At 69.2% G+C, this 18,749-nt stretch carries 15 protein-coding genes and 1 pseudogene; 10 read left to right on the top strand and 6 right to left on the bottom strand.

Annotated features, from left to right (window positions below):
* The first annotated feature begins 3 nt into the window (after positions 1-3).
* The 6 genes from ACZ3HV_RS04545 to ACZ3HV_RS04520 all read left to right on the top strand — a co-directional run bounded on the left by ACZ3HV_RS04545 (position 4) and on the right by ACZ3HV_RS04520 (position 3,857).
* On the top strand, positions 4-243 hold the full coding sequence (locus tag ACZ3HV_RS04545; RefSeq protein WP_465680866.1) for a thiamine-binding protein: 240 nt from the start codon (positions 4-6) through the stop codon (positions 241-243).
* Positions 236-598, top strand: a complete 363-nt coding sequence (locus ACZ3HV_RS04540; RefSeq protein ID WP_465680864.1) for a helix-turn-helix domain-containing protein — start codon at positions 236-238, stop codon at positions 596-598. Before ACZ3HV_RS04545 ends, ACZ3HV_RS04540 begins: the two co-directional genes overlap by 8 nt.
* A gap of 97 nt (positions 599-695) precedes the next feature.
* Positions 696-1,190: a 2-oxo-4-hydroxy-4-carboxy-5-ureidoimidazoline decarboxylase gene (gene uraD, locus ACZ3HV_RS04535; RefSeq protein ID WP_465680862.1), complete on the top strand. Its 495-nt coding sequence runs from the start codon at positions 696-698 to the stop codon at positions 1,188-1,190.
* Positions 1,191-1,266: 76 nt separating this feature from the next.
* A complete protein-coding gene (gene uraH, locus ACZ3HV_RS04530) occupies positions 1,267-1,584 on the top strand; it encodes a hydroxyisourate hydrolase (RefSeq protein ID WP_465680860.1) in 318 nt (105 codons plus the stop codon).
* 5 nt (positions 1,585-1,589) lie between these two features.
* On the top strand, positions 1,590-2,495 hold the full coding sequence (gene pucL, locus ACZ3HV_RS04525; protein ID WP_465680858.1) for a factor-independent urate hydroxylase: 906 nt from the start codon (positions 1,590-1,592) through the stop codon (positions 2,493-2,495).
* Positions 2,496-2,504: 9 nt separating this feature from the next.
* The gene (locus ACZ3HV_RS04520) at positions 2,505-3,857 is read left to right on the top strand and encodes an 8-oxoguanine deaminase (RefSeq protein ID WP_465680856.1); all 1,353 of its coding nucleotides are present in this window, start codon (positions 2,505-2,507) and stop codon (positions 3,855-3,857) included.
* Positions 3,858-4,194: 337 nt separating this feature from the next.
* On the opposite strand, the gene guaD is transcribed toward ACZ3HV_RS04520, so the two are convergent.
* The 6 genes from guaD to ACZ3HV_RS04490 all read right to left on the bottom strand — a co-directional run bounded on the left by guaD (position 4,195) and on the right by ACZ3HV_RS04490 (position 13,800).
* On the bottom strand, positions 4,195-5,478 hold the full coding sequence (gene guaD, locus ACZ3HV_RS04515; RefSeq protein WP_465680854.1) for a guanine deaminase: 1,284 nt from the start codon (positions 5,476-5,478) through the stop codon (positions 4,195-4,197).
* Positions 5,475-6,446 (bottom strand): xanthine dehydrogenase accessory protein XdhC, encoded by a 972-nt coding sequence (gene xdhC, locus ACZ3HV_RS04510; RefSeq protein WP_465680852.1) that lies wholly within the window; start codon positions 6,444-6,446, stop codon positions 5,475-5,477. Before xdhC ends, guaD begins: the two co-directional genes overlap by 4 nt.
* Positions 6,434-8,773 (bottom strand): xanthine dehydrogenase molybdopterin binding subunit, encoded by a 2,340-nt coding sequence (gene xdhB / locus ACZ3HV_RS04505; protein ID WP_465680850.1) that lies wholly within the window; start codon positions 8,771-8,773, stop codon positions 6,434-6,436. Before xdhB ends, xdhC begins: the two co-directional genes overlap by 13 nt.
* Entirely contained in the window at positions 8,770-10,215 is a 1,446-nt protein-coding gene (locus ACZ3HV_RS04500; protein ID WP_465680848.1) for a xanthine dehydrogenase small subunit, read from the bottom strand. Before ACZ3HV_RS04500 ends, xdhB begins: the two co-directional genes overlap by 4 nt.
* Positions 10,212-12,137 carry a 2-oxo-4-hydroxy-4-carboxy-5-ureidoimidazoline decarboxylase gene (gene uraD, locus ACZ3HV_RS04495; protein WP_465680846.1) on the bottom strand — a complete coding sequence of 642 codons (1,926 nt, stop codon included), beginning with the start codon at positions 12,135-12,137 and terminating at the stop codon, positions 10,212-10,214. Before uraD (ACZ3HV_RS04495) ends, ACZ3HV_RS04500 begins: the two co-directional genes overlap by 4 nt.
* Positions 12,138-12,267: 130 nt before the next feature.
* Positions 12,268-13,800, bottom strand: coding sequence for a PucR family transcriptional regulator (locus ACZ3HV_RS04490; RefSeq protein WP_465680844.1), 1,533 nt, complete (start codon positions 13,798-13,800; stop codon positions 12,268-12,270).
* Positions 13,801-13,981: 181 nt separating this feature from the next.
* Between ACZ3HV_RS04490 and ACZ3HV_RS04485 the strand changes: the two genes are divergently transcribed.
* The 4 genes and pseudogenes from ACZ3HV_RS04485 (at position 13,982) to ACZ3HV_RS04470 (ending at position 18,690) form a co-directional block, all read left to right on the top strand.
* The gene (locus ACZ3HV_RS04485) at positions 13,982-14,794 is read left to right on the top strand and encodes a hydroxypyruvate isomerase family protein (protein WP_465680842.1); all 813 of its coding nucleotides are present in this window, start codon (positions 13,982-13,984) and stop codon (positions 14,792-14,794) included.
* Positions 14,795-14,810: 16 nt separating this feature from the next.
* Positions 14,811-15,713 (top strand): annotated as a pseudogene (locus tag ACZ3HV_RS04480) (2-hydroxy-3-oxopropionate reductase); the annotation flags it as partial.
* Complete coding sequence (gcl, locus tag ACZ3HV_RS04475; RefSeq protein WP_465680840.1) at positions 15,713-17,488, top strand: glyoxylate carboligase; 1,776 nt, start codon at positions 15,713-15,715, stop codon at positions 17,486-17,488. The pseudogene ACZ3HV_RS04480 and the gene gcl, both read left to right, overlap by 1 nt.
* A complete protein-coding gene (locus ACZ3HV_RS04470; protein WP_465680838.1) occupies positions 17,488-18,690 on the top strand; it encodes a glycerate kinase in 1,203 nt (400 codons plus the stop codon). Before gcl ends, ACZ3HV_RS04470 begins: the two co-directional genes overlap by 1 nt.
* The last annotated feature ends 59 nt before the right edge of the window (positions 18,691-18,749 follow it).

The following is an 18,749-nucleotide window of genomic DNA, read 5'->3' as shown; positions in this document are numbered from 1 at the left end:
GCTATGCGACTGGTTGCGGAGTTCACCACGGAACCCTTCGACGTCGAAGGAACCCCGCCCGCGCACGCCACGGAAGCGCTCCGGGCGGCGCAGGAAGCCGGCCTGGAGTGCGACTTCGGCCCGCTCGGCACGCTGGTGCGCGGTGAGGAGGATCAGCTCCTGCTCGCACTCCCCGGCGTACTGCAAGCCGCGTTCGCCGGCGGTGCGAACCAGGTGACACTGCAGGTACGGCGAGATGCCTGAGCCGCATCCGCTGATCGTCGCGATCACGCCACTCGTCGAGCGGTTGAACGCCGAGCTCGTGGAGCCCGCCGACGCGCGCGACGACGACGTACCGCTCGTCTGGGACGGCGAGCCACTGGTTGCCGTCCGTCTCCCAGGCAAACCCGCGGAGGGTGGTGTCCACAGCCTGCTGGCAGAAGTCGCCGACGAGCTCGGCGGGCCGCTGAGCACTCTCAGCCGGGGTCAGAAGCAGCAGGCGGTCCTGCTGCTGGAAGCCCGCGGTGCCTTCGAGTACCGCAAGTCGGCCGAGATCGTCGCCGAGGCCCTCGGCGTCACCCGTTTCACCGTCTACAACTACCTCAACCGCGCCCGCTGACGTACGGTCTTTCAACAAACTGTTGACGACGAGCGGGTGGAGTGTCACTCTCTCGTCATACGGAAAGTCGATTTCGGGATTCGAGAAGGTGTGATCCGTGGACCTGCAGGAGTTCAACTCCGCTCCGGCCGACCGGCTGCGTCCGATGCTGGCGGCCTGCTGTGACGTCCCCCGCTGGGTCGACGGGATCCTGGCCAAGCGTCCGTACGGCGACCTCGCCGCACTGACCGCGGTCGCCGACCAGACGCTGCGAGAGCTCGACGACGACGAGGTCGATCGTGCCCTCCAGGCGCACCCGCGGATCGGTGACCGCGCGCAGGGCGCCGGCACCGAGGCCGCCTGGTCGCGGAACGAACAGTCCGGCGTCGGCGACGACCCTGACGTTCGAGAAGCCCTTGCCGAGGGCAACCGTGAGTACGAGCAGCGCTTCGGCCGGGTCTTCCTGATCTGTGCCACCGGCCTGTCGGCGCAGGAGATGCTGGCGAGCCTGCGGCAACGGTTGACGCACGACGAGTCCACCGAGGCCCCCGTCGTACACGAGGAGCTCCGCAAGATCGCGCTGCTCCGCCTCGCCAAGGTGGTGGACGCATGAACGAGCGAAGCGAGTTCATCATCAAGCACAGCGCATCTCGTGTCTCATCCGCGCCCGGAGCGAAGCGAGGACGTGGATGAGCAGCCTCAGTACTCACGTTCTCGACACTGCGCTGGGTCGACCGGCGCAGGGTGTTCCGGTCAGGCTCTACGCCGGCGACGTCGTACTCGCGACCGGTACGACGGATGACGACGGGCGGATCGCCGAGTTGGAACCGGCGCTCGCGCCCGGTACGTACCGACTGTGGTTCGACGTTGCCGCGTATGCGGCCGCCTCCGGCCAGGACCTCTTCTTTCCGGAGGTCTCCGTGACCTTCACGGTCGCCGACGAGCGGCACTACCACGTCCCGTTGCTGCTCAGCCCGTTCGCCTTTTCCACCTACCGAGGGAGCTGATCGCAATGGCCATCCACCTGGGAGCCAACCAGTACGGCAAAGCCGAGAGCCGCGTCGTCCGGATCTACCGCGACACGCCCCGTCACCAGATCCGCGACCTGAACGTCTCGTCCGCGCTGCGCGGGCAGTTCGAGGCCGCGCACACGACCGGTGACCAGAGCGACGTCCTGCCGACCGACACGCAGAAGAACACCGCGTTCGCGTTCGCCAAGGAGAAGGGTGTCGGCGCGATCGAGGACTACGCGCTGACCCTGGGCACGCATTTCCTGGACGCCTCGCCGGCGGCGGAGGGCGCGCGGATCGAGGTCGAGGAGTACGCCTGGGAGCGGATCTCCGTCGACGGTTCGCCCCACGATCATTCGTTCGTCCGGTCCGGCAGCGGCGTACGGACGACAGTCGTCAACGTCGAGGGCCGTGGTGACGAGCAGAGGCGGTACGTCGTCTCCGGGATCCGCGACCTGGTCGTGCTGAAGTCGACCGGGTCGGAGTTCCACGGGTTCCTCAAGGACAAGTACACGACGCTGCCGGAGACGAACGACCGCATCCTGGCCACGTCGCTGGTCGCCCGCTGGCGTTACGACCACACCGAGGTCGACTGGGACAAGTCGTACGACGAGATCAAGGGACTGCTGCTCGAGCAGTTCGCGAAGATCCACAGTCTCGCCTTGCAGCAGACGCTGTACGGCATGGGTGAGGCTGTGCTGCGGCAGCACCCGGAGGTCGCGGAGATCAAGTTCTCGGCGCCGAACAAGCACCACTTCCTGGTCGACCTGAGCCCGTTCTCGGTGGAGAACCCGGGTGAGGTGTTCATCGCCGCCGATCGCCCGTACGGGCTGATCGAGGCGACCGTGGTCCGGGATGACGCGAGTGACGCCGGTAGTGCGTGGCACGCCGTACCCGGCTTCTGCTGAGGCTTCGCGATGACGACGATCGTGATCGACGGAGCGGCCGTGGTCACGGTCGATCCGGAGCGGCGGGAGTTCATCGGGCATGTGGTTGCTCAAGGCAATCGGATTGTTGCGGTGGGCCCCGGACCGGCACCGGCGTACGACGCGGCACGGGTGATCGACGGGCGCGGATGCCTCGTCACACCGGGCTTCGTCAACACGCATCAGCATCTGTATCAGTGGGTGACGCGCGGTCTCGCCGCGGACGCAACGCTGTTCGGGTGGCTGACCACGCTCTATCCGGTGTGGGCGGGGATCGATGAGGAGTCCGTGCACGTGGCGGCGCAGGCCGCGCTGTCTCGGCTCGCGCTGACCGGCTGCACTACGGCGGCCGATCATCATTACGTGTTCCCGCGCGGGGGTGGTGATCTGCTGGGCGCGGAGATACGCGCCGCGGCCCAGGTCGGGTTGCGATTCCATCCGGCTCGGGGGTCGATGGATCGCGGTCAGAAGGATGGCGGGCTGCCGCCGGACTCGGTGGTCGAGGACCGCGACGAGATCCTCGCCGCTACCGAGGCCGCGATCGACCGGTGGCACGATCCCGCACCGGGTTCGATGCTGCGGATCGTGGTCGGGCCGTGCTCGCCGTTCAGCGTGAGCGGGGATCTCATGCGCGAGGCGGCGGAGCTGGCGCGGCGTCGCGGCGTCCACATGCATACCCACCTCGCCGAGACCACGGACGAGGGCGACTGGTGCCGGGAGACGTTCGGCTGCTCGCCTTTGGAGTACGCGGCTCAACTCGGGTGGACCGGGTCCGACGTGTGGTTCGCGCACGGTATCCACTTCGACGACTCCGAAATCAAGCAGCTCGGTCAGAGCGGCACAGGTATCGCGCACTGCCCCAGCTCCAACGCTCGCCTCGGCGCCGGCATCGCCCGCGCCGCCGACCTGCGCGTCGCCGGCAGTCCCGTCGGTCTAGGCGTGGACGGTGCCGCCAGCAACGAAGCCGGCAGCCTGGTGGAGGAACTCCGTCACGCCTTGCTCTTCGCCCGAGCCCGAGGTGGTCCCCAAGCCCTGGACGTCCGCGCAGCCCTGGAAATGGCAACCCTGGACGGCGCCCGAATCCTAGGCCGCGAAGCCGAGATCGGCTCCCTGGAACCCGGCAAACTGGCCGACCTGGCCGTCTGGCGCCTGGACACCCTCGAACACGCCGGCATTCCCGACCCGGTAGCCGCCCTTGCCCTGGGCACACCCCCACCCCTAGCCCTCCTCCTGGTCAACGGCCATCCCGTCGTAGAACACAACACAGTCCTCACCATCGACGAGGAAGCCCTAGCCACCCAGGTAGCCAAGACCCAGCAGCACCTGACCGCCAAGCCCCGCTAGCTCCCGGCGGCCCGCCCGGCCAGGGGACATCACCAGATCCCGCGGACCGGCGGCGGACCCGCAGTCAGCCAACCCCCTCACCACGTTTCGCCGGACCGCCAGGCCATCACAAACCCGCGATTGCGCCCGGCTCCAGGCGCGAGGTGCCGCGACGCCGTCGATCGTGATGGCCTGGCGGTCCGGACCTCCACCACTCACCAAGCCGCCATCGCCCGCCCCAGCACCGCTCAGCGCCGTGCCCGCGGCGCCCAGCCGACCGGGTTGATGAGTGGCGGACGTCCGCTTGCCGCACGAGAGCCCCGACGCCTGGTGGGGTCGGGGCTCTGGTGCGGGTTGGTTAGTGGTGGAGGAGGTGGCCTTCTATCCAGACTGCCTGGACGTCGGCGGGGGTGCCTAGGGTGAAGATTCTGGAGAGGGTCTCGTCGGCGTCGTTGGCGTGGGCTACGCCTACGGCTAAGGGGGAGCCGTCGGCGGGGCGGAGGAGTTGGGCGTCGAAGCGTTTGCCGACGCTGAGGTCGCCGACCTCGGTGCTGAGGCCTAGCGCCTCTGCGCCCGCAAGAGTGGCCAGGTAGAGCAGGTGGGCCGACCTGAGCGCGAGCCCGTGGTCCGCGAGCAACTGCTGGGCGAAGTACGCCTGCAGCCCTTCCTTCAGCAGCGAGAACCCGGTGCCGGCGCCGACGTCCGATCCAAGAGCCACGCGTACGCCGTGCTGCAGATGCCGGCTCAGTGGGAACAGACCGCTCCCGAGCGCGGCGTTGCTGGTCGGGCAGTGGGCGACCGCCGCGCCACCGACCCCGAGCATCTTGAGCTCGACGTCGGTCGGGTGGACGTTGTGCGCGAGCACGCACCGCCGGTCGACCAGCCCGTGCCGGTCGTAGGTCGTCACGTAATCACAACCCCCGAAGAGGTCGGCGACCGTGGCGATCTCGGCCTCGTTCTCGTTGACGTGCGAGGTGAACAGCGCGCCCGGGATCGCGTCCATCAGGTCACGGCAGGTGGCGAGCAGCTCATCCGTGCACGAAAGCGAGAACCGCGGCGTCACGGCGTACCGGTTCCGGCCGACGCCATGCCAACGGTTGGCCAAGGCAAGCGACTCGGCGTACGCGCGGACCGGTGTGGTCAGCAACTCCGGCCGCAGCAGCCGGTCGCTCAGCACGAGCCCGCTGGTGATCCGCAGTCCAACTCCGGAGGCAGCGTTGAAGAGGGCGTCCATCGCGTCGGCGTAATGCGCCCCGAAGACCAGCGCCGACGTAGTCCCGGCCGCCGCGAGCCCGCGGACGAACTCAGCCGCGACGCCGGTGGCGTATGCGACGTCCGCCATCCGCGCCTCCTCTGGCAGCGCGTACCGATCGAGCCACTCGAGCAGCGGCAGCCCGAGCCCACCGACGGCCCGGATCTGCGGGAAGTGCACATGCGTGTCCACGAAGCCGGGCAGTACGACGCCACCGCTCAGGTCGATGACCTGCTCGGCCGGATGCGCCTGCCGGATCTCCAGGAAGGGGCCACGGGCAACGATCACTCCGTTCGTGACCAGCAGACCGGCGTCGGAGTCGACCCGCAGGCTCCCGCCGGTGAACGGATTGTCCGGAGTATCGAGGAACGTCCCTCGGAAAATGGTCATGCCTTCGCCTCACGCTGGGCCGGCGCGGGGCGACGCTCGGCAGAACGGGCCGACGCGGTGTGCCGCTCGGCGGATTGAACCGGCGCGGCAGTGTGGCGCTCGGTGGACTGAGCCGGCGCGGAACCGCGCTCGGCGGGGTGGGCCGACGTGGGGTGAACCGCCGGGTGGCGCTCGGTGCTGAATTGCTGCAGGAGCCAGGCCGCGACGCTGACCGCGATCACGGCCGGTTCCTTGCCGGGCAGGTCGGGGAGTCCGATCGGCGTGATGATGCGGTCGATCGCAGCCTCGGAGTTGCCGTCCTCGGCGAGCTTGCGCCGGAACCGCGTCCACTTGGCACTGGATCCGATCAGCCCGATCGTCGCCAGCTGCTCGTTGCGAATCGCGGCATCGCAGAGCGCCGCGTCCTCCGCATGATCATGCGTCATCACCAGCGCATGGGTCCCCGGCGGCAGCTCACCGACCACCAGCTCCGGCAGGACCGGCACGTTGTGCACATGCACCTGAGCGACCGCGTCATCCAGCACCACAAGGCGCTCATCAGTCAGCTGATCGGATCGCGAATCGACCAGATGAAGCTCGATGTCGTGCCGAGCCAGGATCCGCGCGAGCTCCAGTCCAACATGCCCGATCCCGAAGATCGCGACCGACGGCACCACCGGCAACGGTTCCAGCAACAGCTTCACCTCACCGCCGCAACACTGAACCCCGTGCTGGTACGGCGCTTTGTCCGACAGCGCGACCTCGAGCACCTCAGGCGACGAAGACCCGGAGGCGATCAGCTCACGAGAACGCTCGACGGCCAAGGCCTCCAGGTTCCCGCCCCCGACCGTCGACCAAACGTTGTCCGAGGCAACGACCATCTTGGCGCCGGCCTCCCGCGGTGCGTGCCCGCGGACCGACATCACCGTGACCAGCACGCCGGGCCGGCGCCCGGAGCGCAGCAGCTGAACGGCTTTCATCCATTCCATGAGTCGCCACCCCGTGCTCGATCGAGCGCCCAGTAGACGGCCTCAGGTGTGGCCGGCGACGGCAGGTCGACGCTCGTACCCGCCGGCCCGAAGGCAGCCGCGGCCTGGCGCAACGCCTCGCGGACCGAGAAGGCCAGCATCAGCGGCGGCTCGCCTACTGCCTTCGATCCGTAGACCGCGCCGTCCTCATGCGCCTTCTCCAGCATCCGGACGTTGAACACCTCGGGCATCTCGGAGAACGAAGGCAGCTTGTAGGTACTCGCCGCCTGCGTAGCCAGCCGTCCCCGCCGCTCACTGGAGCTCTCGTCCCAGCGCAGATCCTCGAGCGTCAACCAGCCCGCCCCCTGGACGAATCCGCCCTCGATCTGGCCGATGTCGATCAGCGGGCTCAGACTGTCGCCGACGTCATGCACGATGTCGACCCGCCGCAGTGTGTAGGCGCCGGTGAACCCGTCCACCTCGACCTCGGAGGCCGCAACGCCGTACGCGAAGTACTTGAACGGCTCGCCGTGCATCGCGTTCGCGTCCCAGTGCAGTCCCTCGGTCCGGTAGAACCCGGCCGCCCACAGCTGCACCCGCTGCAGGTAGGCAGCGCGGACGAGCTCGTTCCAGTCCAGCCCGTCACCGGACAGACCGCGTACGACGCCGTCGACGAAGCGCACGTCGTGTGGACTGATCCCGAGGCGACCGCCCGCGACCTGCGCGAGCCGTTCCAGGATCTGCTCACAGGCGTTCTTGATCGCCGCACCATTCAGATCCGCACCCGACGACGCCGCCGTCGCCGAGGTGTTCGGCACCTTGTCGGTCCGCGTCGGAGCGAGCCGGACCCGAGCGAGCGGCACCCCGAGCGTGGTGGCCGCGACCTGCAGCATCTTGGTGTGCAGGCCCTGCCCCATCTCCGTTCCGCCATGGTTGATCAGCACCGACCCGTCCTTGTAGACGTGAACAAGAGCGCCGGCCTGGTTGAAGGCGGTCAGGTTGAACGAGATGCCGAACTTCACCGGCGTCATCGCCAACGCGCGCTTCACATGAGCGTGCGAGGCGTTGAAGGACGCGATCTCCGAAGCCCGGCGTACGACGTCCCCACCGGCGAGCACCTGGCTCCAGCAGGAGTCCAACCGGTCCGCGTGGCGCACGGGTTGCCCGTACGGCGTCGAGTCGCCCACTTGGTAGAAGTTCCGCCGACGCAGCTCGAGAGCGTCGTACCCGAGCAACGGCGCGCACCGGCCGAGGATGTCCTCGATCACGAGCATTCCCTGCGGCCCGCCGAACCCACGGAACGCGGTCTGCGACGTCTTGTTCGTCTGCGCGATCTGTCCGTCGACGCGGACGTTGGGGATCTCGTAAGCGTTGTCGATGTGGCACATGGCTCGCGCCAGCACCGGCTCGGACAAGTCGAGGCTCCACCCGCCGTCCGCGGTCAGCGTGGCGTCGAGCGCCACCAAATGGCCCTCTGAGTCAAAGCCCACGCGCCACGAGCTGTGGAACCCGTGCCGCTTGCCGGACATCGTCATGTCCTGCGTTCGGTTGAGCCGCAACCGCACCGGCCGACCGGTCAGCGTCGCACCGAGCGCCGCGATCGCGGCGAAGCCGTGCGGCTGCATCTCCTTGCCGCCGAAGCCGCCGCCCATCCGAAGGCACTGCACAGTCACCGCATGGCTGGCCAGGCCGAGCACATGCGCGACGATCTCCTGCGTCTCCGACGGGTGCTGCGTACTGCTCTGCACGAAGATCTGACCGCCCTCGTCGACCAGAGCCAGCGCCGCATGCGTCTCCAGGTAGAAGTGCTCCTGCCCGGCGAACTCGAGCTCGCCACTGAAGACATGCGCCGCGGAACTGAGTGCAGCATCGACATCGCCACGCTCCAGGTGCCGCCCGATGCCCTGGAAGCTCTTGGCCGCGATCGCCTCGCGCACAGTCACGAGGGACGGCAGCGGCTCGTACTCGACCTCCACCGCCAGCGCCCCGAGTCGCGCGGCCTCCAACGTCTCCGCGAGGACCCAGCAGACCGCGTGCCCGTTGAACATCACCTCACCCGGGAACAACGGCTCGTCGTGCTTCACCCCCGCGTCGTTCACCCCCGGTACGTCGTCCGCCGTCAACACCCGCACCACACCAGGGACGTCGTACGCCGGTTTCACCCGAAGTGCCGTGATCCGCGCATGGGTGTGCGACGACTGCACCGGCCAGGCGTGCAGGACATCGCGCGTACGTTGCACGAGATCGTCGGTGTAGAGCGCAGCACCCGTGACGTGCAGCGCCGCGCTCTCATGCGGCATCGGTACGCCGACAACAGCCTGAGCCGGCCGTTCGGACAGCGAGCTCATGCGCTCGCCTCCTCTCCAGCAAAGTAGAAGCGGAGCAACGACTGGCCGAGCATCGCCGAGCGGTACGACGCACTCGCCCGGTGATCGTCCATCGGCGTACCCTCCCCAGCCATCACCCCGGCCGCCTCGCGGACCGTGCGTTCGGTCCACGGCCGACCGATCAGCGCGGCCTCGGTGGCGCGCGCCCGCAGCGGCGTGGCCGCGACCCCGCCGAGCCCGATCTTGGCCTCACGGACGACGCCGTCAACCACGTTCACGGCGTACCCGATGGCGACGCTCGAGATGTCGTCGAAGCGCCGCTTGGCGATCTTGTGGAAGGCGGTCAGTGGGGCGAGCGGCAGCGGAAACACGATCGTCTTGATCAGCTCATCGGCGGCCTTCACCGTCTGGCGGTAGCCGGTGAAGTAGTCCGCGAGCGGAACCACGCGCTCACCCCTGCGAGACGCGAGTACGAGGGAAGCGTCCAGTGCCAGCAGGGCGGGCGGGGTGTCACCGATCGGCGACCCGGTGCCCAGGTTGCCGCCGACGGTGGCCCCGTTGCGGATCAACCGGGACGCGAACTGCGGGAACATCTCGGCCAGCAGCGGCACGCGCCCGGCCAGCCGCCGCTCGATCTCGGTCAGCGTCAGCGCCGCGCCGATCCGGACCTCGTCCGGCCCGAACGCGAACTCCCGCAGCTCGGCCAGCCGGTCCACGGCAACGGTCAGCGGCGGCCGCGAACCGAAGATGTTCACCTGTACGCCGAGATCGGTCGACCCGGCCACGAGCTCCGCATCCGGCCGATCGGCCAGCAGACCGAGGACAGCGTCGAGCGATGCCGGCCGGACGAACTCAGCCTCACCGGACGCCATTCCGGTAGTCGCGGGCGGGGGCGGCGGCGAGTCCTGGCGGACGGCGAGCGCGTCGTTCTCGGCCGGGTCGCCGAGTGCGTACGCCGCGTCCAGGATCGGCCGGTATCCCGTGCAGCGGCACAGGTTCCCGCTCAGTGAGTGCAGGTCGAATCCGTTGGGGCCGTGCTCGTGATCTTCCGTGGTGGACGCCGTACGACCGGGCCGGTAGTACTCGGCGGCCATGCTGCAGACGAAGCCTGGAGTACAGAAGCCGCACTGCGAGCCACCGCGGACGGCCATCTCCTCCTGCACCGGGTGGAGCTCCGCCGGCGACCCCAGGCCCTCGGAGGTGACGATCTCCTGGCCGTCCAGCGAGGCGATCGGCAGCAGACACGCGTTCACCGCGGTCCACTCGGTCGGGCTGTCGATGCCGGGCCGGGCGACGAGCACCGAGCAGGCGCCGCACTCGCCCTCGGCGCAGCCCTCCTTGGCGCCGGTGAGGCCTCGGTCGCGGAGCCAGTCCAGCACGGTGGTGTGTACGGCGACGTCGCCGATCGCGGTGTCCTCGCCGTTCACCTTCAGAGCCGGTGCACGGAGTGCTTGAGTGGTCATCGGTTACTGCTCCAGCGTGTTCTTGCACTATGGATCGGGTTGGCGTCGGAGAGGAAGTCGTCGAACCGGTATCCGGCGATCTTCGCGATCTCGAGCAGCGCGGCGGCGTGCTCCTGGTTCTCGCAGTTGTCCAGCCGCTCCCGGCCCTGCTCGACGATCCGGGCGAACGAGTCCGCGTCCCGGACCGAGATGACCAGCGGGAAGCCGAACCGCTCCCGGTACGCCTCGGTGATCGTGGCCAGCTCGTCACGCTCCGGATCGGCCAGGAAGGTGAGGCCCTTGTCCGACTGGTCGCGCAGCGACGCCTCGCCGCTGAGGCCTTCGGCGACGAACTGCGAGCCGAGCTGCGGGTACGCCTCGATCAGCTGCCGCTGCTCGTCGTGCGAACCGGAGAACAGAGCCTCCTGGAAGGACCGGCGCAGTGCGTGGGTGTCAGTGAAGGGGCGCATGTCCCAGGCCCGCTCGATCGCCCAGCGCGGACCCTGGAAGAGGCCGGCGAACGTCTCGACGAACTCCTCGCGGCTCATCTTGTTCACCTGGTCCAGCCGGACCGAGTCACCCGGCTGCCCGGCCACGGCCGGTCCGTAGTCCTTGCCGACGTGGTGGAACAGGATGTTCAGGCCGATCGCGGTCAGGCTGCCCAGGGTGATGCCGCTGCCGAAGATGATCTCGGCCCAGCCCGGCACGGCCTGGGCGACCTGCGGCTGCGCGGTCACGTACATGGCCAGGCCGACGCTGGTCGCCACGATGACGACGTTGCGGTGGTCGTGGAAGTCGACCTTGGCCAGGGTCTGGAAGCCGACGACGGCCACGGTGGCGAACATCGCCAGCGCCGCGCCACCCAGGACCGGGTGCGGGATGCCCGCGACGACCGCGCCGGCCTTCGGCACCAGGCCGAGCAGGATCATGATCCCGCCGGCCGCCGCGACCACCCAGCGGCTGCGGATCCGGGTCAGCCGGACCAGGCCGACGTTCTCGGCGAAACACGTGTAGGGGAAGGAGTTGAAGACGCCGCCGATCGTGGTGGCCAGGCCGTCGGCGCGCAGCGCGCGGGCGATGTCGTCCTTGCCGATCCGCTTCTCGACGATCTCGCCGGTGGCGAACACGTCACCGGTCGTCTCCACCGCGGTGATCAGCATGACCACGACCATCGAGATGATCGCCGCGATCGAGAACTTCGGCCAGCCGAAGTAGAACGGCGTGGTCACGCCGACCCAGGCCGACTCCCCGACCGCGCCGAAGTGCGCGTCCCCGAAGGCCCAGGCGACCGCCGTTCCGACGACCAGGCCGGCCAGGACGGCGATCGTGGCCAGGAAGCCCTTGAAGACCCGCTGGATCAGCACGATCAGGCCCAGCGTGCCCAGCGCGTAGGCCAGGTTCTTGCCGCTGGTCGGGTCGGCGGTCGGGCCGGCGCCGCCGACCGCGTCCCCGGCCGCCACCGGCAGCAGGGCCAGGCCGATGATCGTGATCACCGAGCCGGTCACCACTGGCGGGAAGAACCGGATCAGCTTGCTGAAGTACGGCGCGATGAAGAAGGTGCCCAGACCGGCGACCAGTACGGCGCCGTAGATCACCAGCAGTCCGCTGGTCCCGCCGCCCGCGGCGAGACCGATCGCGATCATCGGCGACACCGCCGTGAACGTGACGCCCTGCAGCAGCGGCAGCCGGACACCGACCTTCCAGAACCCGACAGACTGGATGATCGACGCGATACCGCAGGTGAACAGGTCCGCGTTGATCAGGTGGATGAGCTGCTGGGTGGTGAGCCCGATCGAGTTCGCCAGCAGGATCGGCACGATCACCGCTCCGGCGTAGAACGCGAGTACGTGCTGGGTGCCGTAGACGGCGAGCTTGCCGACCGGCAGAACCTCGTCGACGGGATGGCGGCTGGCGCGGCGGCTCGGTCGCAGGGTGGCCTTCATCGGGTCACGCTCCTTGGCGTCGTGAGGTTTGACCTGCACGCCAGCATCGGCTCATCGCGACCGCGATTGCACCCGATGAACCTCCGAAGTTGAACCGTGGATGAACCCCAGGCTTTGGAGGATCACACAATCAGAGCGATTTGAGGGCCAGGAAGACGTCGACCCGGTCCTCGAGGGTCGACAGATCGCGTCCGGTCAGTTGCTCCACGCGTTCGATCCGGTAGCGAACGGTGTTGACGTGCAGATGCAGCGACTCCGCCGTACGGGCCCACGAACCCGAGCAGGCGAGGAATTCCTGCAGGGTCGTGAGCAGGTCGGCATGGGTCCGGCGGTCGTGCTCGAGCACCGGCCCGAGCACCCGGTGCGAGTACGTACGCCGTACGTCGTCGGGCAGCGTCGCGAGCAGGAGCACGTGGGACGCGACCTCGTCCGAGGTGACCACCGACACCGGTGCCCGCCCAGCGCCGGCGGCCCGCTGAGCGAAGCGTGCTTCCTCGAGGGCGCCGGCCAGCGCGTCGACCATGGTCTGGCCGCTGATCCCGACCGCGAGCCGGCCGCGATGGAGTCCGGGCGCGAGCCGGCCGAAGGCCCGGCGAAGCTGCTCGGGGAGCCCGGGTGTGGAGGGGAGGAAGCCGACCAGCAGACCGTCGCGGCCGGGCGCGACCACGGCCGGTCCGACCGTCAACGCGACGTCCTCCAGCAGGCTGAGCGCGACCTCGCTCGACCCGTCGTCCCGGAGCTCGGCCACCGCGACCACCATCGGCCGTTCCGCGTGGGATCCGGCCTGCCGGAGCCGCGCGGAGACCTCCGCGTGCGGTGCTCCGGACTCGACCAGCGCCAGCGCATCCGCCACCAGCGGTCGCAGGGCCCGGCGCCCTTCGTCCCGCCGGGCGCGGTCCAGCGAGGCGATCGCGCACAGTTCGTGCACGGCCTCGACATGATCGCCAGACCACTGCGTGTGGTCGCCCTCGATCACCAGCACCCAGGCAGTCAGCCGGTTGCCCAGCCCCGAACCGACCGGGAACAGGCTGTACGACGCGTCGCCCACCGTGGCCACCGCGGGGGTCCGATCGGCCGTCAGGAACCGCCGGGTGACCGCGTCGAGCGTCGCGTCGTCGAGCTCACCAGGCCCTGGTACGACGTGGCGCCCGGTCGAAGTGAGCACCCGGCAGTCGTGGCCGATCTCGGTGGAGATCCGGGCCGCGAGCTCGTCGAGGCTGCGGCCGGCCGCGATCGACGACAGCAGCTGGCGCTGACGGACCAGACTCGCGGACAGCCGGGCCCCGGTCTCGGCCGATCCGGCGGCAGCGACGTACTCGGTGACGTCGGCGAACGCGATCTCGATCGGCACCTCGACGAGCGTGACCTCGTGCCGGTGGCAGGCCTCCAGCAGGTCGGCCGGCACCTCGCCGAGCAACGCCTTGCCGGCCAGGATCGTGGTGGCGCCGCGGCCGGCCATCGAGGCGACGAACACCTCGCTGTCCGCGGCTCGCCGGCGCCAGACCAGGCCGGTCAGGACCACCTCGCCGCCATTCAGGTAGCGGCCGGGTTCGAGCAGGTCGGTGGTGACGAGCCGGCCGATCGGGCGGTCCAGCACGCTGCCGGCCGAGTGCAGCAGGCGAAGCCCGAGCTCGGGCGCGTCGAGCAGTTCGGTCAGCAGCACGACGTACCTCCCTCGGGCTGGGGTGTTTAGAGGAACGTACAACGCGCGCCCGCACGTGAGACAGCGTTCCGGCCGGCTGCCCCTGAGCTTGGCCGGAGGGTTGACGCTCCCGACCTGGTCGTCTTATGGTCATTTCGCAGAACAGAAATCAACTTCCGCAATACGGAAATTTGGAGTTGTGATGAGCCACCCGCTGCGCCACACGGTGAACTGCTCGCTGCTGTTCACCGAGCTGCCCTTGCTGGAGCGGCCGGTGGCCGCCCGGCGCGCCGGTTTCAGCGCCGTCGAGTTCTGGTGGCCGTTCGTCGAGGCCGTGCCGCCGGACCGGCAGGTCGATGCGTTCGTGACCGCGATCGCCGACGCCGGCGTCCAGCTGACCGGTCTCAACTTCTTCGCCGGCGACATGCCCGGCGGCGATCGCGGACTGGTGTCCTGGCCGAAGCGGTCGAGCGAGTTCCGCGACAACGTCGACGTCACCGTCGGGATCGGCGAGCGGCTCGGCTGCCAGGGATTCAACGCCCTCTACGGCAACCGGGACGACGCGAGCTCCGAGCGTGAGCAGGACGACCTCGCGGTCGAGAACCTCGCGCTGGCCGCCGGTGTGGCGGGCCGGATCGGTGCCACCGTGCTGGTCGAGCCGGTCAGCGGCGCGGACCGGTACCCGCTGCGGACCGCGGCCGACGCGCTGGCCGTGATCGATCGCGTCCAGGCGGCGTACGACGTACCGAACCTCGGACTGCTCGCGGACCTCTACCACCTCGCGGTCAACGGCGACGACGTCGACCAGGTGATCGCGGACCACACCGACCGGGTCGCGCACGTCCAGATCGCCGACGCGCCGGGCCGCAACGAGCCGGGCACCGGCACTCTCCCGCTCGACCGGCAGCTCAGCGCCCTCGCGGCGAACGGCTACACCGGCTGGGTCGGACTCGAGTACAGGCCGTCCACCAGCACCGACGAAAGCTTCGGCTGGCTGCCGTTCGACCGCCGCTGACACCCCTAGGAGACCTCACATGACGAACATTGCTTTCATCGGCCTCGGGATCATGGGCAACCCGATGGCTGTTCACCTGGTCAACGCAGGTCACTCCGTGGCCGGTCTCGACCGGAGCCCGGAGCGGACCCAGACCCTCGTCGACGCCGGCGGCCGCGCGGCCGCCTCGATCGCCGACGCGGTCAAGGGCGCCGACGTGGTCTGCGTGATGGTGCCGGACTCGCCCGAGGTCCAGGACGTCCTCGAGGGCGAGGACGGTGTCTTCCAGCAGGCCGAGACCGGCACGCTGATCATCGACTTCTCCAGCATCCGCCCCGACGTCACGCAGCAGCTCGCCGAGCAGGCGCGGGCGCTCGGCTTCCGGATGCTCGACGCCCCGGTCTCCGGTGGCGAGGCGGGCGCCAAGAACGCCGCGCTGTCGATCATGGTCGGCGGGGAGGCGGACGACTTCGCCACCGCCAAGCCGCTGTTCGACGCCGTCGGCAAGACCGTCGTCCACGTGGGTCCGAGCGGGTCGGGTCAGACCGTCAAGGCCGCGAACCAGCTGATCGTCGCCGCCAACATCCAGGCCGTGGCCGAGGCCGTGGTCTTCCTGGAGGCGTACGGCGTCGACACCAAGGCGGCCCTGGAAGTCCTGGGTGGTGGCCTGGCGGGTTCCGCCGTACTGAACCAGAAGAAGGAGAACATGCTGTCCCGCTCCTTCCAGCCCGGCTTCCGGATCGACCTGCACTACAAGGACATGGGCATCGTCACCGCGGCCGCCCGGGAGGCGGGTGTCGTCGTACCGCTCGGCGCCCTGGTGGCCCAGCTGGTCGCGTCCGCCCGGGCCAACGGCGACGGCGGTCTCGACCACTCCGCGCTGCTGCGTGGCGTGGAGCGGCTGTCCGGACTCGGGTCCCTGAATGGGCAGGTCAGCTGATGGCTCGCATGCGCGCGGTCGACGCCGCGGTTCTGATCCTGGAGAAGGAAGGGTCCACGCAGGCGTTCGGGCTGCCCGGCGCCGCGATCAACCCGTTCTACAGCGCGATGCGGCAGCACGGCGGCATCAAGCACGTGCTCGCCCGGCACGTCGAGGGCGCCTCGCACATGGCCGAGGGCTACACCCGGGCCAAGGCCGGCAACATCGGGGTCTGCATCGGTACGTCGGGACCGGCCGGAACCGACATGATCACCGGCCTGTACTCGGCGTCGGCCGACTCGATCCCGATCCTGTGCATCACCGGCCAGGCGCCGGTCGCCAAGCTGCACAAGGAGGACTTCCAGGCGGTCGACATCGCCTCGATCGCCAAGCCGGTCGCGAAGTGGGCGGTCACGGTGATGGAGGCCGCGCAGGTGCCGGGGACGTTCCAGAAGGCGTTCCAGCTGATGCGCGACGGTCGTCCGGGTCCGGTGCTGATCGACCTGCCGCTGGACGTGCAACTGGCCCAGATCGAGTTCGACATCGAGACCTACGAGCCGTTGCCGGTATCCCGTCCTGCGGCGACCCGGGCGCAGGCCGAGAAGGTGCTCACGATGCTGGCGGCCGCCGAGCGACCGCTGATCGTCGCCGGTGGCGGGATCGTCAACGCGGACGCGGCCGACCTGCTGGTCGAATTCGCGGAGCTGACCGGGATTCCCGTCGTACCCACGTTGATGGGCTGGGGCACGCTGCCGGACGACCACCCGCTGATGGCGGGCATGGTGGGGCTGCAGACGTCGCACCGCTACGGCAACGCGACCATGCTGTCCTCGGATCTGGTCCTCGGTATCGGCAACCGCTGGGCCAACCGGCACACTGGCGGTCTGGACGTGTACCGGGCCGAGCGGAAGTTCATCCACGTCGACATCGAGCCGACGCAGATCGGTCGGGTGTTCGCGCCGGACTACGGTGTCGTGTCGGACGCTCGCGCCGCTTTGGAGATGTTTGTCGAGGTGGCGCGTGAGTGGGCCGCCGAGGGCAGGTTGGCCGACCGGTCCACGTGGGCTGCGGAGTGCCGCAAGCGGCGTACGGAACTGCAGCGGAAGACGCACTTCGATGTGGTGCCGATCAAGCCGCAGCGCGTGTACGAGGAGATGAACCGGGCATTCGGGCCGGACGTCCGCTACGTCAGCACGATCGGGTTGTCGCAGATCCAGGCCGCGCAGATGCTGCACGTGTACCGGCCACGGCACTGGATCAACGCCGGTCAGGCCGGGCCGCTCGGGTGGACCGTGCCGGCCACGCTGGGGGTCGCGGTCGCGGATCCGGACAGCACCGTGGTGGCGTTGTCGGGTGACTACGACTTCCAGTTCCTGATCGAGGAACTGGCGGTCGGGGCGCAGTTCAACATCCCGTACATCCACGTCGTCGTGAACAACTCCTACCTCGGGCTGATCCGGCAGGCGCAGCGCGGGTTCGACATGGACTTCTGCGTGCAGCTGTCGTTCGAGAACATCAACAGCCCCGAGGTCAACGGGTACGGCGTCGACCACGTGAAGGTCGCGGAAGGCCTTGGCTGCAAAGCGTTGCGGGTGTTCGAGCCGGACGGGATCCTGCCGGCTCTGGAGCAGGCCAAGAAGCTGATGGTCGAGCACCGGGTCCCGATCGTGGTCGAGGTCATCCTGGAGCGCATCACGAACGTGTCGATGGGCCTGGAGATCGACAACATCGTCGAGTTCGAGGACGTGGCCGAGGTCCCCGAGGACGCACCCACCGCGCTCGCACTGCTCGACTGATGTTCCGGGTGATTGTTGCCTCTGACAAGTTCAAAGGCAGCCTGACCAGCGCCGAGGTCGCAGCCGCGGTCGGCGTCGGACTCCGCCGAGTCCACCCCGGCACCACCGTGGTCCCCATCCCAGTAGCCGACGGCGGCGACGGCACGTTGACCGCCGCCGTCACCGCGGGCTTCACGCTGGTCCCGGTAACCGCCACAGGCCCCACCGGCGAACCAGTCCCCACGGGCTACGCCCACCACCCCGCCCCCGCCGCCCCAACCAACGGGCGCGGCGTCGGGGCGGCGTCCGCGCGTGGCGGCTCGGGTACTCGCGGCGAGTCCGCTGCTTGTGGTGATGTCGCGGTTGTGGAGTTGGCTGATGTTTGTGGGCTGGTTCGGCTGCCGGGTGGGCGGCCGGCGCCGATGAGTGCCAGCTCTCGTGGGGTCGGGGAGGTGATTGCGGCGGCTCTTGACGCGGGGTGCCGGAAGGTCACCCTCGGGATCGGCGGGAGTGCGTCCACCGACGGTGGGGTAGGCCTCGTCCAGGCGCTGGGTGCGCGGCTCGTGGGTGGGGATCTGGCCAGCGCGACCTCGCTCGACCTGACCGCGCTGCGTCGGCGGCTGGAGGGGGTGGAGGTTGTCGTTGCCTGCGACGTGGATAACCCGCTGACCGGCCCTCATGGTGCCGCTGCCGTTTACGGTCCGCAGAAGGGCGCCGACCAGGCGCAGGTGGCCGAGCTTGATGCCCGACTGAGTCGCTGGGCCGACCTCGTGGCGCGGGAGACCGGGAAGGATCTCCGTGACGAGCCCGGGGCCGGCGCGGCGGGTGGGGTGGGGTTCGCCGCGCTGGCTCTGCTGGGTGCCGAGCTCAGGCCGGGGATCGACCTCGTGCTGGAGTTGGTCGGCTTCCACGAGCAGCTCGCCGGCGCGGATCTGGTGATCACCGGAGAAGGTGCCCTGGACGACCAGACGCTGCATGGCAAGGCGGTCGCGGGTGTCGCGGCGGGAGCGAAGAACATTCCGGTGGTAGCCGTCTGCGGCGTCAATCACCTGGAGCCTCAGCAACTGCAGGAGGCTGGGGTGCGGGCGGCGTACGCGTTGACTGAGTTGGAGCCGGACGTACGCCGATGTATCGCCGAGCCGCGGCCGTTGCTGGAGCGGATCGGGGAACGGATCGCGGTGGAGCACCTTACGATGACAGCAACCGAGAGGGGCATCGCATGAACGAGCGCAGCGAGTTCATCGTCAAGCACAGTGCGCCTCATCGCTCATCCGCGCCCGGA

The organism is Kribbella sp. NPDC020701 (assembly GCF_055562215.1).
Note: the sequence above shows the minus strand (reverse complement) of the source record. Positions and strands in the feature narration are given on the sequence as shown.

Coding starts and splice junctions, on each gene's coding strand:
- pucL (WP_465680858.1), top strand. CDS start 1,590: ATGGCCATCCACCTGGGAGCCAACCAGTACGGCAAAGCCGAGAGCCGC.
- uraD (WP_465680846.1), bottom strand. CDS start 12,137: ATGAAGGCCACCCTGCGACCGAGCCGCCGCGCCAGCCGCCATCCCGTC.
- ACZ3HV_RS04500 (WP_465680848.1), bottom strand. CDS start 10,215: ATGACCACTCAAGCACTCCGTGCACCGGCTCTGAAGGTGAACGGCGAG.
- xdhB (WP_465680850.1), bottom strand. CDS start 8,773: ATGAGCTCGCTGTCCGAACGGCCGGCTCAGGCTGTTGTCGGCGTACCG.
- xdhC (WP_465680852.1), bottom strand. CDS start 6,446: ATGGAATGGATGAAAGCCGTTCAGCTGCTGCGCTCCGGGCGCCGGCCC.
- ACZ3HV_RS04545 (WP_465680866.1), top strand. CDS start 4: ATGCGACTGGTTGCGGAGTTCACCACGGAACCCTTCGACGTCGAAGGA.
- ACZ3HV_RS04485 (WP_465680842.1), top strand. CDS start 13,982: ATGAGCCACCCGCTGCGCCACACGGTGAACTGCTCGCTGCTGTTCACC.
- gcl (WP_465680840.1), top strand. CDS start 15,713: ATGGCTCGCATGCGCGCGGTCGACGCCGCGGTTCTGATCCTGGAGAAG.
- uraH (WP_465680860.1), top strand. CDS start 1,267: ATGAGCAGCCTCAGTACTCACGTTCTCGACACTGCGCTGGGTCGACCG.
- ACZ3HV_RS04540 (WP_465680864.1), top strand. CDS start 236: ATGCCTGAGCCGCATCCGCTGATCGTCGCGATCACGCCACTCGTCGAG.
- ACZ3HV_RS04470 (WP_465680838.1), top strand. CDS start 17,488: ATGTTCCGGGTGATTGTTGCCTCTGACAAGTTCAAAGGCAGCCTGACC.
- ACZ3HV_RS04520 (WP_465680856.1), top strand. CDS start 2,505: ATGACGACGATCGTGATCGACGGAGCGGCCGTGGTCACGGTCGATCCG.
- guaD (WP_465680854.1), bottom strand. CDS start 5,478: ATGACCATTTTCCGAGGGACGTTCCTCGATACTCCGGACAATCCGTTC.